16 protein-coding genes and 1 other RNA gene are annotated in these 16206 nt (G+C 64.8%); 11 read left to right on the forward strand and 6 right to left on the reverse strand.

All coding sequences use genetic code 11. The features are described from left to right. Window positions 1-64 precede the first annotated feature (64 nt). Window positions 65-1453, forward strand: coding sequence for a glutamate--cysteine ligase (locus FG486_RS01680; protein WP_181266203.1), 1389 nt, complete (start codon window positions 65-67; stop codon window positions 1451-1453). 143 nt (window positions 1454-1596) lie between these two features. Here FG486_RS01680 and FG486_RS01685 read toward each other — a convergent pair whose 3' ends face one another. Beyond that, window positions 1597-2034, reverse strand: a complete 438-nt coding sequence (locus tag FG486_RS01685; protein WP_181266204.1) for a hypothetical protein — start codon at window positions 2032-2034, stop codon at window positions 1597-1599. A 114-nt stretch (window positions 2035-2148) separates the two neighbouring features. Between FG486_RS01685 and FG486_RS01690 the strand changes: the two genes are divergently transcribed. Next, on the forward strand, window positions 2149-2880 hold the full coding sequence (locus tag FG486_RS01690; protein WP_181266205.1) for an extensin-like domain-containing protein: 732 nt from the start codon (window positions 2149-2151) through the stop codon (window positions 2878-2880). Here the strand turns inward: FG486_RS01690 and FG486_RS01695 are convergent, their stop codons facing one another. Both FG486_RS01695 and ccmA read right to left on the reverse strand, forming a co-directional pair. Beyond that, window positions 2881-3552: a heme exporter protein CcmB gene (locus tag FG486_RS01695; RefSeq protein ID WP_023839716.1), complete on the reverse strand. Its 672-nt coding sequence runs from the start codon at window positions 3550-3552 to the stop codon at window positions 2881-2883. Further along, window positions 3549-4196 (reverse strand): heme ABC exporter ATP-binding protein CcmA, encoded by a 648-nt coding sequence (gene ccmA / locus FG486_RS01700; protein ID WP_181266206.1) that lies wholly within the window; start codon window positions 4194-4196, stop codon window positions 3549-3551. The genes FG486_RS01695 and ccmA overlap by 4 nt, the downstream gene beginning before the upstream one ends. Between ccmA and FG486_RS01705 the strand changes: the two genes are divergently transcribed. The 3 genes from FG486_RS01705 to FG486_RS01715 all read left to right on the forward strand — a co-directional run bounded on the left by FG486_RS01705 (window position 4188) and on the right by FG486_RS01715 (window position 7243). Then, window positions 4188-4532, forward strand: coding sequence for a 4a-hydroxytetrahydrobiopterin dehydratase (locus FG486_RS01705; RefSeq protein ID WP_277816954.1), 345 nt, complete (start codon window positions 4188-4190; stop codon window positions 4530-4532). The two genes, ccmA and FG486_RS01705, sit on opposite strands and share 9 nt — an antisense overlap. Before the next feature lie 103 nt (window positions 4533-4635). Continuing rightward, complete coding sequence (locus FG486_RS01710; protein WP_181266208.1) at window positions 4636-6342, forward strand: PHA/PHB synthase family protein; 1707 nt, start codon at window positions 4636-4638, stop codon at window positions 6340-6342. A 67-nt stretch (window positions 6343-6409) separates the two neighbouring features. Continuing rightward, window positions 6410-7243: an alpha/beta fold hydrolase gene (locus tag FG486_RS01715; protein WP_241695555.1), complete on the forward strand. Its 834-nt coding sequence runs from the start codon at window positions 6410-6412 to the stop codon at window positions 7241-7243. Between the two features lie 131 nt (window positions 7244-7374). Here FG486_RS01715 and FG486_RS01720 read toward each other — a convergent pair whose 3' ends face one another. Next, window positions 7375-9477, reverse strand: a complete 2103-nt coding sequence (locus tag FG486_RS01720) for a malate synthase G (protein WP_181266209.1) — start codon at window positions 9475-9477, stop codon at window positions 7375-7377. 169 nt (window positions 9478-9646) lie between these two features. On the opposite strand from FG486_RS01720, the gene FG486_RS01725 reads away from it, so the two are divergent. The 4 genes from FG486_RS01725 (at window position 9647) to FG486_RS01740 (ending at window position 13646) form a co-directional block, all read left to right on the forward strand. After that, window positions 9647-10867 (forward strand): hydrolase, encoded by a 1221-nt coding sequence (locus FG486_RS01725; RefSeq protein WP_181266210.1) that lies wholly within the window; start codon window positions 9647-9649, stop codon window positions 10865-10867. Then, the gene (locus FG486_RS01730) at window positions 10864-11874 is read left to right on the forward strand and encodes an arginine N-succinyltransferase (RefSeq protein ID WP_181266211.1); all 1011 of its coding nucleotides are present in this window, start codon (window positions 10864-10866) and stop codon (window positions 11872-11874) included. The genes FG486_RS01725 and FG486_RS01730 overlap by 4 nt, the downstream gene beginning before the upstream one ends. A 203-nt stretch (window positions 11875-12077) precedes the next feature. Continuing rightward, a complete protein-coding gene (locus FG486_RS01735) occupies window positions 12078-13328 on the forward strand; it encodes an N-succinylarginine dihydrolase (RefSeq protein ID WP_181266212.1) in 1251 nt (416 codons plus the stop codon). A gap of 90 nt (window positions 13329-13418) precedes the next feature. Then, window positions 13419-13646, forward strand: coding sequence for a hypothetical protein (locus FG486_RS01740; RefSeq protein ID WP_060977674.1), 228 nt, complete (start codon window positions 13419-13421; stop codon window positions 13644-13646). A 46-nt stretch (window positions 13647-13692) separates the two neighbouring features. Here FG486_RS01740 and ssrA read toward each other — a convergent pair. Then, window positions 13693-14036, reverse strand: a transfer-messenger RNA (tmRNA) gene (gene ssrA / locus FG486_RS01745). A gap of 154 nt (window positions 14037-14190) precedes the next feature. Next, window positions 14191-14616, reverse strand: coding sequence for a large conductance mechanosensitive channel protein MscL (gene mscL / locus FG486_RS01750; RefSeq protein WP_181266213.1), 426 nt, complete (start codon window positions 14614-14616; stop codon window positions 14191-14193). Window positions 14617-14776: 160 nt separating this feature from the next. On the opposite strand from mscL, the gene FG486_RS01755 reads away from it, so the two are divergent. Continuing rightward, on the forward strand, window positions 14777-15367 hold the full coding sequence (locus tag FG486_RS01755) for a LemA family protein (RefSeq protein WP_066284846.1): 591 nt from the start codon (window positions 14777-14779) through the stop codon (window positions 15365-15367). A gap of 50 nt (window positions 15368-15417) precedes the next feature. Continuing rightward, complete coding sequence (locus FG486_RS01760) at window positions 15418-16206, forward strand: TPM domain-containing protein (RefSeq protein WP_241695600.1); 789 nt, start codon at window positions 15418-15420, stop codon at window positions 16204-16206.

Raw genomic sequence — 16206 nt, forward strand, 5'->3', positions numbered from 1 at the left:
TGGCATGGGTTGCAAGGCGCAACTAAAGCACCGGCGACACGATATTCAGGGGTTCAGGGCGCAGATGAGTACACGTTCCACGACGGATCAGGACGATCCGATCATCACCTCGATCGCGCAGCTTGCAGAACCGATGGCCGCAGGTGAAAAGCCCAAGGAGCGCTGGCGCATCGGCACCGAGCACGAAAAATTCGTCTTCTGCCGCAACGATTTCCACGCGCCCAGCTATGACGAGCCCGGCGGCATCCGTGACCTGCTGATGGCACTGACCGAATTCGGCTGGGAGCCGATCGAGGAGCGCACCCCCGATGGCGGCAGCAACGTCATCGCGATGCGCGGCCCCGACGGCACGGTGAGCCTCGAGCCTGCCGGTCAGCTCGAACTTTCGGGCGCGCCGCTCGAGAACCTGCACGAAACCTGCGCCGAGACCGGCCGTCATCTCGCCCAGGTCAAGGCGATCGGCGACAAGACCGGCAAGGGCTTTCTGGGCCTGGGCATGTGGCCCGACAAGACCCGCGCCGAGCTGCCGATCATGCCCAAGGGCCGCTATGGCATCATGCTGAACCATATGCCGCGCGTCGGCTCGATGGGCCTCGACATGATGCTGCGCACCTGCACGATCCAGGTGAACCTCGATTATTCGAGCGAAGCCGATATGGCGAAGAAGTTCCGCGTCGGTCTGGCGCTGCAGCCGCTCGCAACCGCGCTATTCGCCAACTCGCCGTTCACCGAAGGCAAGCCCAACGGCATGCTGTCCTACCGCAGCCATATCTGGTCGGACACCGACCCCGCGCGCACCGGCATGCTGCCGTTCGTGTTCGAGGACGGGTTCGGATACGAGCGCTATGTCGAATACATGCTCGACGTGCCGATGTATTTCGTGTTCCGCGACGGGCTGTATATCGATGCGGCGGGGCAGAGCTTCCGCGATTTCCTCGAGGGCAAGCTGCCCGCCCTGCCCGGCGAGCGCCCGACGCTGAGCGACTGGAACGACCATCTGTCGACCGCCTTTCCCGAAGTGCGTCTGAAGAGCTTCCTCGAGATGCGCGGCGCCGATGGCGGCCCCTGGAGCCGCATCTGCGCGCTTCCCGCGCTCTGGGTCGGTCTGCTCTACGACCAAGGCGCGCTCGATGCCGCCTGGGATCTGGTCAAGGGCTGGAGCATCGAAGAGCGCCAGGCGCTGCGCGATTCGGTGCCAAAGCTGGGTCTCGACGCGCCGATCGCGGGCGGGCGCAAGTTGCGCGACATTGCAGCGGAGGTGCTCGACATCGCCTCGTCGGGCCTGGCATCGCGCGCGCGGCTCAACAGCAGCGGCGACAACGAGACCGGCTTTCTCGAACCGCTGCGCGACGTCGTCGCGCGCGGCAAGACCCCGGCGGAAGACCTGCTCGCGCTCTATCACGGCGAATGGGGCGGCGACATCAGCAAGGTCTATGGCGCAATGCAGTTCTGACACCCATCTCTCTCCCTTGAAGGGAGAGGGTTCTGCAATCTTCACTCATTCCCCGTCACCCCCGCGAAGGCGGGGGTCCCGCTTCAACGCGAGGCTCGCGCAAGAAGCGGGATTCCCGCGTTCACGGGAATGACGGATAGGGATCAAGCCCGCGCCATCTGCCCCGCACCGCCCGGCAGCCGCGCCACCAGCAGCAGGTACCAGCCGAGCAGCACCGTGTTGGGGATCGCGTTGCGCCAGAAGCCGGTGGCGACCGAAAGCGAGCTGTCGACCACGAACCAGAGCAGCACCGACCAGGTCACCATCCGCCACAGCTTCTGCGCCTGCGGTGCCGACAGGTCGGGCGTGATCCGAGCCACCGCCAGCAGCGTCGCGCCCCAGCCGAGCGACACCGCGCCCATCAGCGCGATGCTGAACCGGTGCAGCGGATCATAGGCAATCGGCGTTTCCGCCCCCAGTATCTCGAGCAGCAGCGTCATCAGCCCGTCCGTCGCGGCGAAGGCACCCGAGATCAGCAACAGCCCGAAGGCGATCACCCCGCCGCACCAGAGGCTCATCTGCGTCGTCCAGCTGTTCATCATGTTCTCTCCCAATTCGTCCAATGCGCCGATGATGGGCAAGGCGCGGCGGACAAACAATTACGTCCGAGGTCATGGGGCTGCATCTTCTGTCATGCGGGCGCGTTAGAACGGCTTATGCACATCACCAAGATCATCGGCTGGCTGCGGCACAGCATTGTGCTCGCGCTGATCGCCTGCGCGCTGCTGGTCGGCTGGCTGCTGCTCAAGCCGGGGCGCGAGGACCTGCCCTGGACGCCGCTCAGCCTCACCGACCCGATCGGCATGGCGACGCGCGGCAAGATCGTCGATCTCACCGGCGAGCGCGACCAGTGCCTGGCGCTGCTCGAAAGCTCGGGGCTGGAGTTCACTCCGCGCGATCCGTTTGGTAAGGACCAGTGCCGGGTCGATGATGCCGTGAGGGCCAGCGCCGGGCAGACGCTGCTTCCGCTCGCCCCGGCGTCGGTGTCGCCCTCCTGCCCGATGGCGATCGGGCTGCTGCTCTGGCAGGCGCAGGTGGTGGAGCCGCAAGCGCAGGCGATCCTGGGCAGCAAGGTCACCAATATCGAGACCTTCGGCAGCTATTCATGCCGCCGCATGTATGCCCGCGACGACGGCCCCTGGAGCGAGCATGCCACCGCCGATGCGCTCGACGTCAGCGGCTTCGCGCTGGCCGACGGGCGGCGGATATCGGTGCTGAAGGACTGGAACGGCAATGCCGACAAGGCGCGCTTCCTGCGCGCGGTGCGCGATGGCGCGTGCGACCTGTTCGCGACCACGCTTTCGCCCGACTATAACGCCGCGCATGCCGACCATCTGCATCTCGACCTTGCGAACCGCGGCACGATGAGCTGGCGCGCCTGCCGCTGATCACTCGCGCCCGGCGCGGATCGCCGCTCCAGCAGCGATCGGACAGATGACGGTGAGCAGCAGGCTGGCGGCGGCAAGCAGCAGCAGCCCGTTCTGGCTGCCCGGCGTGAGGCTGCCCGCGCCGAAGATCAGCAGCGGCACCGCGAGCGGCAGGAGCAGCAGCCCGCCCAGCGCCGCGCCGTGACGCAAGCCAGCGGTGAGCGCGGCGATCATCACGCCGAGGGCCGCGAGCGCGGGCGTTGCGCAGGCCAGGCCGATCTCGACGATGATGAGCTGCTCCGCGCTCTGTCCCAGCAGCCCGGCGGAAATGATCGCGGCGAGCATCAGCGGCGGGCCGAAGCTCAGCCAGTGACCGATCGTCTTGGCGAGCGCGATCAGCTCTTCGGACAGCCCGCGCACGACATATTGGTCGATCATCCCCTGGTCGACATCGGCCTGGACCAGCCGGTCGATCGGCAGGATGCTGGCAAGCAGCGCCGCGACCCAGATCACCCCGCCGCCGGTGCGCCCGAGCAGCTGTGCATCCGGGCCGACCGCGAAGGGATAGATGGTCGCCACCGCCAGGAAGAAGATGATCGGCATCACGAACCCGGCGCTGCCGCGCGCGCCGCCGCCCAGGCCGAAGGCGAGCATGAGTTCGCGGCGGATGAGCGTTCCGAGCGCGCCGATCATGCGGGATCGTCCAGCACCGGCGCGGGCACGAAATCGGCGAGTGGCAGCGTCTGTGCGTCATCGAGCGGCAGCGGCTGGTGCGAGGCGGCGAGCACGATACCGCCCCCTGCCCGATGCCGCGCCATCAGATCGCCCAGCCGCGCGATCGATGCGGTGTCGAGGCCATTGGCGGGCTCGTCGAGCAGCCAGATGCCCGCGCGCGACAGGCTGATCCGCGCGAGCAGCGCGCGCTTGCGCTGCCCGGTCGAAAGGAAGCGCACCGGCACATCGGCGAGATGCGCGAGATCGACCGCCGCCAGCGCTTCCGAAATATCGGCATCGGCGCTGCCATCGAGCCGCGCCCAATGACCGAGCGCGCGCGCGAGCGGCTGGCCAGCATCGAGCGCGACCTTCTCGTCGGCAAGCGCCATGCGCCCGCTGGACGTCACCGCGCCCGCATAGGCCGGGAGCAATCCGGCAATCACCCTGATCAGACTCGATTTGCCCAGACCATTGGGACCGGTGACATGGCAAGCCTCCCCTGCCCCCAGCTTCAGCGACACCCCGCGAAACAGGATGCGCCCGCCGCGCAGACAGGCAAGGCCGACGCATTCCAGCGCGGCGCTGCTTTCAAAGCCCTTGGATATTGCAGCATCTTGCGCCATCTGCCCCCGGATGGCGCATTTGCCGCCCGCTGCCAAGAGGAGACGATGATGGTCCGCAAACTGGACGATGCCGAACGCGCCGAAGCCCTGGCCAGCCTGCCCGAATGGACCCACGAACCGACCCGCGACGGCATCACCCGCCGCTTCAGGTTCGACGATTTCGCGCGCGCCTTCGGCTTCATGACCAGCGTCGCGATCCTTGCCGAAAAGGCGGATCATCATCCCGAATGGTCGAACGTCTACAACCGGGTCGACATATTGCTGGCCACGCACGATGCCGATGGCCTGTCGCAGCGCGATATCGACCTTGCCCGGGCGATCGACGCGCTCGTCTGAACACGTTTGCGGCGGCCATTGTGCCCGCCGCAGCACCGCTATACTGTGCTCCCCGACCGACCCCGCATGAACGGGGCGGCAAACCATTCGGGAGAGAGTGTTTATGGCAGGTGAGACCCCTGATCTGGTCGACGAAGCGGCCCAGTCCACCACGGCGCTGGGACCGCTGATGGGGCTGGCGCGCGAGGATTTCATTGGCGCGATCGGCCTGTTGCTGCGCGAAACCGCCAGCGACCCGGCGCGCACGATGCGGCACGCCCAGGCCTTTTCCGAAGATGTCGTCAAGATCATGATGGGCCAGTCCGAACTGTCGCCCGATCCCAAGGACAAGCGCTTCATGGACCCGGCCTGGCGGTTCAACCCGTTCTTCAAGGCGGGCGCACAATATTATCTCGCCGTGCAGAAGGGCATGAAGAGCTGGATCGACGAGCTCGAGCTTGATGCGCTCGAACGCGACCGGGCGAATTTCATCTCCGCGATCATCATCGATGCGCTCGCCCCCACCAACAGCCTGATCGGCAACCCGACCGCGCAGAAGCGCATCGTCGATTCGGGCGGGCTGTCGCTGCTCAAGGGGCTGAAGAACGCCTATAATGACATGGTCTATAATGACGGCATGGTCAGCCAGGTCGACAAGAAGCCGTTCACGCTGGGCGAGAATGTCGCGACCTCGAAGGGCAATGTCGTCTACCGCGACGAGATCATGGAGCTGATCCAGTACGCGCCGACGACGGACGAGGTCTACGCGATCCCGCAGCTGACCATCCCGCCGCAGATCAACAAGATGTATATCAACGACCTGTCGCCCGAGAAATCGGTGGTGAAATGGCAAGTCGACAACGGCATCCAGACATTCGTCATTTCCTGGCGCAACCCGCAAAAGGAACACGGCGCATGGGCGATGGCGGACTATATCGCCGCCTGCACCCGCGCGCTCGAGGTGGTGTGCGAGATCACCGGATCGAAAAAGGTCAACGTCTCGGGCGGCTGTTCGGGCGGGCAGACGCTGGCGATGCTGGTCTCCAAGCTTCAGGCCTCGGGCGATGACCGGATCGGCTCGGTGACGCTGATGGTGTGCGTGCTGCATCCCAAGCAGACCGATATCGAGGCGGGATCGCTGATGAGCGACAATGGCCTCGCGCTCGCCAAGCAGCGCGCGGCGCGCAAGGGCGTGATCAAGGGAAGCGACCTGTCGCGCGGCTTTGCCTGGCTGCGTCCCAACGACCTGATCTGGAACTATGTCATCAACAACTATCTGATGGGCGAGGATCCGCCGGCGTTCGACGTGCTGTTCTGGAATGCCGACGCCACCAACCTGTCGGCCAGCCTGATGGGCGATTTCCTGCACATCTATGAAACGCTCGCCTTTACCCGCAAGGGCGAGGTCGAGATGGTCGGGCACAAGATCGACCTGTCCAAGGTGACCAACGACCTGTTCATCCTGGGCGGGGTGACCGACCATATCACGCCATGGCGCGCCTGCTACCGCTCGACCCAGCTTTTCGGATCGAAGAATATCGATTTCATCCTCTCGCAATCGGGGCACATGCAGGCGATCCTCAACCCGCCGACCAACCCCAAGGCGAAATATTTCAAGATGAAGGGCAACACGCCGACCAAGGCGGGCAAGGCCCCGGCCGATGTCGACGACTGGCTGGCCAAGGCCGAAGAGGTCAAGGGCAGCTGGTGGCCCTACTGGATGGAATGGGTCCAGGCGCGCTCGGGCGACAAGAAGGCCGCCCCGACCTCGACCGGCAGCAAGAAGCATCCCGCGCTGGAACCCGCGCCCGGCCTGTATGTACTGGAGTGAGACCTTCAAATCCTCCCCGTAACGGGGAGGATCGCACCGACGAAACACGGACAGATCGGAATTCTTCTTGGCCACCCAGTTCAAAGACGCCACTGCCACCGGGCCCGAAATCACCATGGAGCAGGCCGACGGCCGCACGCTGCGCGTCGCGCGCTGGCGGTTCGACGAGGGGTTGAGCAAGCCCCCTCTCCTGTTCTTCAACGGCATCGGCGCGAACATGGAGGCGGTGGCCCCCTTTGCCGATCTGCTCGAGGAACGGCCGTTCATCACCTTCGACATGCCCGGCGTCGGCGGCTCGCCCGACCCGCGTGTGCCTTATAATGCCTTCCTGATGGCGCGCATCGCGTGGCTGCTGCTCGACCGGTTCGGCATCGAGACGGTCGACGTGATGGGGGTAAGCTGGGGCGGCGCGATGGCGCAGCATTTCGCGCTCCAGCATTCGGGCAATGTCAACCGGCTGGTGCTCGCCGCGACCACCGCAGGCATGTTCATGATCCCCGGCAATATCTCGGCGCTCAGCAAGATGGCCGATCCGCGCCGCTATATCGACCCCAGCTATATGGAGAAGCATTTCGCGACGCTCTATGGCGGATCGACCGAGGGCGCGAGCGGCCATACCGGGCGCATCACGCCGCCGTCGAAGATCGGCTATTTCTACCAGCTGCTCGCGATGCTCGGCTGGACCAGTGCGCCGTTCCTACCGTTCATGAACAAGCCGACACTGGTGCTGATGGGCGGTGACGACCAGATCGTGCCGGTCGCCAATGGCCATATCCTCAAGACGCTGATCCCGAATTCAGAACTGAAGATCATCGACGATGGCGGGCACCTGTTCCTGCTCAGCCATCTCGACGAGAGCCTCGCCGCGATCCGCACGCATCTGGATGCGGTGGAGGAGTGACGGCTGAGGCTCGCGCATACGTCCCTCGACTACGCTCGGGAACTCGGAAATGTTGTTAGGCGATTAGCCTTAACCCCGTCCGTTTGTCCCGAGCGAAGTCGAGGGACGTATGCGCCCTCGCTCCTATCGCACTAAGCCGCCTTCACCTTCTGGCGATAGGCGTGGAGCAGCGGTTCGGTATAGCCGCTGGGCTGTTCCACCCCCTTGAACACCAGGTCGCGCGCCGCCTGGAAGGCGAACGAGCCTTCGGGATTGTCCGCCATGGGCTTGTACAGCGGATCGCCCGCATTCTGCGCATCGACCTTGGCCGCCATGCGCAGCAGCGCCGCGTCGACCTCTTCCGCCGTGCACACGCCGTGCAGCAGCCAGTTGGCCAGCGCCTGGCTGGAAATGCGCAGCGTCGCGCGGTCCTCCATCAGGCCGATATCGTGAATGTCTGGCACCTTGGAACAGCCGATCCCCTGATCGACCCAGCGCACGACATAGCCCAGAATGCCCTGCGCGTTGTTGTCCAACTCGGCGCGGATGTCTTGCGGAGACCAGTTCTGCCCGGCGGCGAGCGGCACATTGAGCAGCGGCTCGAGCGTCGGAACCGGCTGGGCGGCGATCTCGGCGCGGCGGGCGAAGACATCGACCTTGTGATAGTGCATCGCGTGCAGCGTCGCGGCGGTGGGCGACGGCACCCAGGCGGTGTTCGCGCCGGTCAGCGGGTGGCCGATCTTCTGTTCCATCATGTCGCGCATCATGTCGGGTGCGGCCCACATGCCCTTGCCGATCTGCGCCTTGCCATCGAGCCCGCACTTGAGGCCGATGCCGACATTGCGCGCCTCGTAGGACTTGATCCAGTCCGAGGCCTTCATGTCGCCCTTGCGGATCATCGCGCCCGCCTGCATCGAGGTGTGGATCTCGTCGCCGGTACGATCGAGGAAGCCCGTGTTGATGAACACGATCCGGTCCTTCACCGCATGGATGCACGCGGCGAGATTGGCCGAGGTGCGGCGCTCCTCGTCCATCACGCCGACCTTGATCGTGTGGCGCGCAAGGCCCAGCATGTCCTCGACCGCGTCGAACAGATCGTTGGTAAAGGCACATTCCTCAGGCCCGTGCATCTTGGGCTTGACGATATAGATCGATCCGGCGCGGCTGTTGCGGAAGCGGCCCAGGCCCTTGAGGTCATGCATCCCGATCGCGCTGGTGAACACCGCATCGAGAATGCCCTCAGGCGCTTCCGATCCATCGGCGAGCAGCACCGCCGGGTTGGTCATCAGATGGCCGACATTGCGCACGAAAAGGACGCTGCGGCCCGGCAGGGTGAAGGCGGTGCCATCGGGCGCGACATAGTCGCGGTCCGGCTCGAGCGCGCGGGTCAGCATCTTGCCGCCCTTGGGGAAGCTGGCCTGCAAATCGCCGCGCATCAGGCCCAGCCAGTTGGTGTACGCCAGGATCTTGTCCTCAGCATCGACCGCAGCGACCGAATCTTCCATGTCGATGATGGTGGTAAGCGCCGCTTCGAGCAGCACATCGGCAATCCCGGCGGGATCATCCTTGCCGATCGGGTGCGCGGGATCGATCACGATCTCGATATGCAGGCCGTTATGCTTCAGCAACAGGCTGTCGCCGCGCGTGCCGACAAGCTGCGCCGGGTCGGCGAGCGTGGGCGTGCCGCCGGCATAATCCGCCCAGCTGCCTTGCGCGAGCGGCACGGCCTCGTCGAGAAACGCCTTGGCCGCCTTGACCACCGCCGCGCCGCGCACCGGATCATAGCCGCCGGGCTGGGCGGGAGCGGCATCGAGCGCGTCGGTGCCGTAATAGGCGTCGTACAGGCTGCCCCAGCGCGCATTGGCGGCGTTGAGCACGAAGCGATCGTTGAGCGAGGGCACGACCAGCTGCGGCCCTGCCATGGTCGCGATTTCCGGATCGACATTCTGCGTGCCGATGGCGAACGGCTGCGGCTCGGTCACCAGATAGCCGATGTCGTAAAGGAAGGTGCGATATTCCATGGCATTGAACGGCTGCCCCTTTCGCGCGCGGTGCCAGTCATCGATCTTCGCCTGCAGATCGTCGCGCTTTTCCAGCAGCTTCCGGTTCACAGGTACGAAGCGTTCGAGCAGAGCGGCGAAATCCGCCCAGAAGCGGTCGGCGTCCAGCGCCAGCGGGGCCAGCACCGATTCGGTGACAAAGCCGTGCAGCGCGGAATCGATGCTGATGCCGTTGCTCTGGAGATATTCGCTCATTCCCGGTCCTCTTTGCTTGGAATCGAATCCTCCGGCGAAGACCGCCAGAGTGCAGAGTTTTCCCGGGGAGGAATGGCCGACAGCCTATGGCAAGGCAAGGCGGATAAGGCAATCCGGTTTAGGTTGCTACGGGTGGCGGGATGCCGCCAACCCGGCTAAGAGGTGGCGGATGACGACCAGACCTGCCAGCCTGACTGCATCCGAAATCGCCTGTCTGGAGCGGATCGACCAGACCGCGATACTCGCGCAAGTGGAGCACTGGGCTTCGATCAACAGCGGATCGGGCAATCTCGCTGGCCTGGCGCAGACCGCCGCGCTGCTGGCCGATGCCTTCTCGGCGCTTCCCGGCGAGGTGCGGCTGGTCGATGGCGCACCGGTCGAGGCGGTGCGCACCGATGGCAGCATCGACACGATCGAGCGGGGCAAGCATCTGGTCGTCTCGGTGCGCCCCGGTGCGAACCTGCGGTTGCTGCTGACCGGGCATATGGACACCGTCTTTCCCGCCGATCATCCGTTTCAGAGTCTGACCTGGCTCGAGCCGGGCGTGCTGAACGGCCCTGGCGTCGCCGACATGAAGGGCGGGATCGCGGTGATGCTCGCCGCGCTGAAGGCCGTGGAAGCCTCGCCGCTGGGCGCGAGCATCGGCTATGACCTGCTGATCAACAGTGACGAGGAAGTAGGTTCTGCCTCGTCCGCGCCGCTGATCGCCGGACTGGCAGCCGGCAAGGTGGCGGCGCTGACCTACGAACCCGCCCTGCCCGATGGCACGCTGGCGGGCGAGCGCGGGGGATCGGGCAATTTCTCGATCATCGTCACCGGCCGCTCGGCGCATGCAGGGCGCAACCCGCACGAGGGGCGCAACGCGCTGGTCGCCGCCGCCGATCTTGCGGTGCGGCTGAAGGCGCTGACCCGCGACGGGCTGTCGGTCAATCCTGCGAAGATCGACGGCGGCAGCGCCAACAATGTCGTACCCGATCACGCAATACTGCGCATCAACTTCCGCCCGCAAAGCCTTGAGATGCAGGCCTTTGCTGACGCCGCTCTGCGCCAGCTCGCGGACGAGATCGCCGCCGCGCACGAGGTTGGCGTGCATGTTCATGGAAGCTTCGGCCGCCCGCCCAAACCGATCGATCCGGGCGCGGAAAAGCTGTTTGGCCTGGTCAAGCGCTGCGGCGCCGATCTGGGGCTCGACATATCCTGGCGCGGCACCGGCGGGGTGTGCGACGGCAACAATATCGCGGCCTGCGGCGTGCCGGTGGTCGACACCATGGGCGTGCGCGGCGGCGCAATCCACAGCGCCGACGAATTTCTGATCGCCGACAGCCTGGCCGAACGCGCCCGGCTCTCGGCACTCACCATATTGCGGCTTGCCGAAAAGAGGGGGTTATGAGTTTTGTCATCCGGGCGGCGACGCCCGACGATCTGCAGGCGATCTACGAGATGGCCAAGCTGACCGGCGGAGGGTTCACCAACCTGCCCGCCGACCGCAAGTCACTCGAGGGCAAGATCGAACGCTCGACGACCTGCTTCGCGCGTGCGGACGACGATCTGCGCGACGAGCTGTTCGTGCTGGTGCTCGAGAACACCGAAACCGGCGAGATTCGCGGGACCTGCCAGCTGCTCACCCAGGTCGGGCAGAAATGGCCGTTCTATAGCTATCGCCTCAGCACGCTGACCCAGCACAGCGCCGAGCTGGGCCGCACCTTCCGCGCCGAGATCCTGAGCCTGGTCACCGATCTGGAAGGGTCAAGCGAGGTCGGCGGGCTGTTCCTCCACCCCAACGAGCGTGCCGGGGGCCTCGGCATGCTGCTCGCGCGCAGCCGTTACCTGTTCATCGGGATGCACCGTGCGCGCTTTGCCGACCGCATCCTCGCCGAGCTGCGCGGGATCATCGACGATGCCGGAGATTCGCCATTCTGGGACAGCATCGCCGGGCGCTTTTTCGGCATGAGCTTCGACGAGGCCGACACGTTCAATGCACTGCACGGCAACCAGTTCATCGCTGATCTGATGCCCAAGCACCCGGTCTATGTCGCGATGCTCTCCGACAGCGCGCGCCATGTACTCGGCCGGCCCAATGTCAGCGGCCGCGCGGCAATGCGAATGCTGGAAAATGAAGGCTTTGCGCACGAAAATTATGTCGACATCTTCGATGGCGGCCCGACCATGACCGCCCGCACCGATCAGGTGCATTCGATCCGCAACGCGCGCGATGCCAAGGTCGCCGCGATGGGCGACGATGGCACCATGTCGCTTGTCGCCTCGGGCCGCCTGGCCGATTTCCGCTGCGCCTATGGCAAGGTGGCGGATGGCGCTGACGGCGTGACGCTTGATCCCGCAACGGCAGAGGTGCTGCGCGTCGGCGCTGGTGATGCTGTGCGCTGGATCGAGAGATAGGAACCACATACCCCTCTCCCTTGAGGGGAGAGGGCTGCGAAGCCTTGATGAGCGAAGCGAATTTAGGCGAAGCTGGGTGAGGGTAAAAATGCGCAAAGGTCAGCGAATGGCCCCCTCTCCCAGCTCCGACTAGCCAGCAAGCTGCCAAGTCTGCGCATCCCTCTCCCTCGCTGGGGAGAAGGAAAAGAGAACAGGAACTGAGGATGCTCACCGAGATCAATTTCGACGGAATCATCGGCCCCAGCCACAATTATGCGGGCCTCAGCCTCGGCAATATCGCCTCGGCCAACAATGCCGGTTCGGTGAGCGAACCGCGCGCCGCCGCACTGCAGGGCGTCGCCAAGATGCGCGCCAATATCGCGCTTGGGCTGGCGCAGGGCTTTTTCATGCCGCTCGACAGGCCCAATACCGGCTGGTTGCAAAGCCTCGCCACCGATGTCGCAAGCGCCGAGCCGCATCTGCGCGCTGCCAGCTTTTCCGCCTCGTCGATGTGGGCCGCCAATGCCGCGACAGTATCGCCTGCCCCGGATACCGCCGATGGCCGCTGCCACCTGACCGTCGCCAATCTGATGACGATGCCGCATCGCAGCCATGAATGGACTGGCACGCTGGCGCAGCTGAAGCTCGCCTTTGCCGACGAGCGCCATTTCGTGGTGCACGGCCCGGTCCCGGCCCCGTTCGGCGACGAGGGCGCGGCCAACCACATGCGGCTGTGCGAGCGGCACGACAGCACCGGCGTCGAGATTTTCGTCTATGGCAAGGCGGGCGGCCCCTTCCCCGCGCGCCAGCATGTCGAGGCGGGCAAGGCGATCGCGCGGCGGCACGGGCTGGCGGCGGACCGCACCCTCTTCATCCAGCAGAGCGAGACCGCGATCGCCGCGGGCGCGTTCCACAATGATGTCGTCGCGGTCGCCAATGAAAGCGTGTTGTTCACGCACGAACAGGCGTTCGAGGACCGCGATGGGGCCTATGCCGCGGTCCGCGCCGCTTTCCCGGCGGTGCAGATCGTCGAGGTGCCCGCCAGCGCGGTATCGCTCGCCGATGCGATCAAGAGCTATCTGTTCAACGCGCAGCTGGTCACGCTGCCGGATGGCGGCCAGGCGCTGGTGCTTCCCAGCGAATCGCAGGAGGTGCCCGCCGTGTGGCAATGGCTCGAGGCGATGGTCGCGGGCAACGGCCCGATCCGGCGGCTGGTGCCGGTCAATGTCCGCCAGTCGATGGCCAATGGCGGCGGCCCCGCCTGCCTCAGGCTGCGTTTGGTCGCCGATCCCGCGACGGTCGATCCGCGCTTCATCGCCACGCCCGGGAAGCTCGATGCGATCGAGCAGGTCATCGCCGCGCACTGGCCCGAGCGGATCGCGCCGGGCGATCTCGCCGATCCGGCGCTGGCCGAAACTGTACGCGCGGCGCGGCGCGCGCTGCTAGATGCGCTCGATCTTTCCGCGCTCGCCTGACCTGTCGGCAGGCTTTACAGCTTAACCCTTTCTTAACTATCATCACCCGCAGAAAACCGCCCTTGGCACAGGGCTTGCGGGGAAATGCCCATGTTCGAGAAGATCCGTCGCCTCTTCATCATCAAGACCAAGTTCGAGGTGTATCTGATCACCTATGCCCTGGCGCTGGGGGCCTGCGAACGCGGCAAGCTCTATCTCGATCAATATCCCGGCTATGGCGGCTGGCTGCTGTTCGTCGCGTGCACCGGCGCGGTGTTCATGGCGGGCGCCAAGATGCTCGACGCGATCGATTATCAGAAGGCGTACGGGCCGGAATGATGAGGGAAAGTGGAGAGCTTCTGTTGCCCGGTGCTCTCCAAACCGCTGAACTCCGCTTCTGTTGCCCGGTGGGTTCAACCGCGCTCTTACTTCCTTATTCTTGGCCGTTAGGCCGCTGAATTAGGCAGCAAGTGCGAGTGCGTCATTGTCATTGGCACTTATGAGTTTTGAGCCTTTAACGGGTTACTCAGCCCGGACGAAAACACCGCTTTTCAACACACGTCGATCCTAGTTCGGCCCCGTCAAAAGCCCCGCTTTCACGAGGATTATGGTGGAGCCGCCGGGTACCGCCCCCGGGTCCGCTGTGCCTATTGCACGCCGCAATTTATCGTCATAGCCGGACGAACCGGCAGGAACCCATATAGCGATGCTTTGGTGAATGGGAAGTGAGCGGCGGGAGAATTTCGGCCTGACAGTCCAACCATCGCCGCACAACCTGCTCCCCTCCCTGCAAGGGAGGGGTCGGGGGTGGGTCAGCGAGATCATGCTGCGCTTGGCGCACACGACCCACCCATAGCCCCTCCCTGACCAGGGAGGGGAAGGCTTATTTCTTAAGCAGATCCCGGATCTCCGCGAGCAGCTCCACCTCGCTGGGGCCTGCCGGAGCGCCCGGTTCCTCGGGCTTCTTGAACAGCTTGTTCGCGGTGCGCACGATCAGGAAGATGATGAACGCCAGGATCACGAAATTGATGATCACGGTGATGAACTGGCCATAGCCGAACAGCGGCACGCCCGCCTTCTTGAGCGCGGCATAATCGTTCAGCGATCCCGTATAGGTCTCAGGCACCGGCCCCAGCATGATGAAATAGCTGGAAAAATCCGCCCCGCCAAAGATCGCGCCAACCACCGGCATGATGATGTCCTCGGTCAGCGAGGTGGTGATCGTCGCAAAGGCCGCACCGATGATCACCGCAACTGCCAGATCGAGCACATTGCCGCGCGCGATGAACGCCTTGAATTCCTGAAGCACGTCTTTCCCCTTTTTATGCCTGCAGATGCCCCTATAATCGCCACTGACGTGGAGATGTCGAGTGGCTTGCAAGTGGGGCGTGTAAAACATGGTCTTGCAGCTTTGCCGTATTAACACGATATAACGGTCGCGCGTTATCAACCGGAGGGAATTACTGACTATGCGTATCACCCGTTATGCCCTGCCCCTGGTGGCAGCGCTGTCGCTTACCGCGTGCGGCATCAACTCGGTCCCCACGGCGGAGGAAAATGCCAAGGCGAAATGGGCCGACGTGGAAAACCAGTATCAGCGCCGCGCCGATCTGGTGCCGAATCTCGTCTCGACGGTGAAGGCTGGGGCCGCATCGGAAGAAAAGATCCTGACCCAGGTAACCGAGGCCCGCGCCAAGGCGACCGCGATCAACATCACCACCGAGGATCTTTCGGACCCCGAAACCTTCGAGAAGTTCAGCCAGGCGCAGAACCAGCTGACCCAGGCGCTGGGCCAGCTGCGCACCGTGGTCGAAGCCTATCCGCAGCTGCAGAGCCAGCAGAATTTCACCACGCTGATGAGCCAGCTCGAGGGCACGGAGAACCGCATTTCGGTAGCGCGGCGCGATTATAACGAGGCGGTGCGCGAATATAACACCACCATCCGCACCTTCCCCGACTCGATCGGCGCGAACCTGATCCACGGGGCCAAGCCGATGGTGCCCTTCAAGGCGACCACCGCGGGTGCCGAGGAAGCGCCCAAGGTCGATTTCGGCCAGTGACCCGCGCGCCCGCCCTTGCGGGTGGCCTGAAAGCATGGCTCGGCCAGTGGCTGGCGGTAACGCTGCTGCTGGTCGCTGCCGCGCACAGCGCCGCATTCGCGCAGACCTTCCCCAAGCTCACCGGGCGGGTGGTCGACAATGCCAATCTGCTCGACCCCGCGCAGGAGGCATCGCTCACCGCCAAGCTGGAGGCGCTGGAGAAACAGTCGACACGCCAGCTGGTCGTCGTCACCCTGCCCGATCTGCAAGGGTATGAGATCGAGGAATATGGCTATCAGCTCGGCCGCAAATGGGGCATCGGCCAGGCGGAAAAAGGATCGCTCGAAAAGGACAATGGCGCGCTGCTGATCGTCGCGCCGAACGAGCGCAAGGTGCGGATCGAGGTCGGCTATGGCCTTGAGGGCGTGCTGACCGACGCCTTGTCGAGCGTCATCATCCAGCAGGACATATTGCCGCGCTTTCGCGACAAGGACATGCCTGGCGGCATCGCGGCGGGCACCGATGCGATCATCACCCAGCTGACCCTTCCCGAAGAGGAAGCGCGCGCCTATGCCGCCAAGGTCGAGGAGGAATCGCGCAAGGCCGATGATGGCGACGGCATCGGCCTGTTCATCTTCTGGCTGATCATCATTTTCTTCTTCTTCGTCATCCCGATGATCCACGCCGCGCGCAGCAAGGGCCGGCCCTATCGCAGCTCGGGCATCGGCGGCATCACCACCTGGGGGGCATCTTCGGGATCGTCCTGGGGCGGTTCTTCCGGGTCATCCTGGGGTGGCGGCGGCGGTTTCGGCGGCGGTGGCGGCAGCTTCGGCGGCGGCGGCTCGTCGGGCGGATGGTGA

It is taken from the genome of Blastomonas ursincola (assembly GCF_013607875.1).
GTDB lineage: Bacteria > Pseudomonadota > Alphaproteobacteria > Sphingomonadales > Sphingomonadaceae > Blastomonas > Blastomonas ursincola.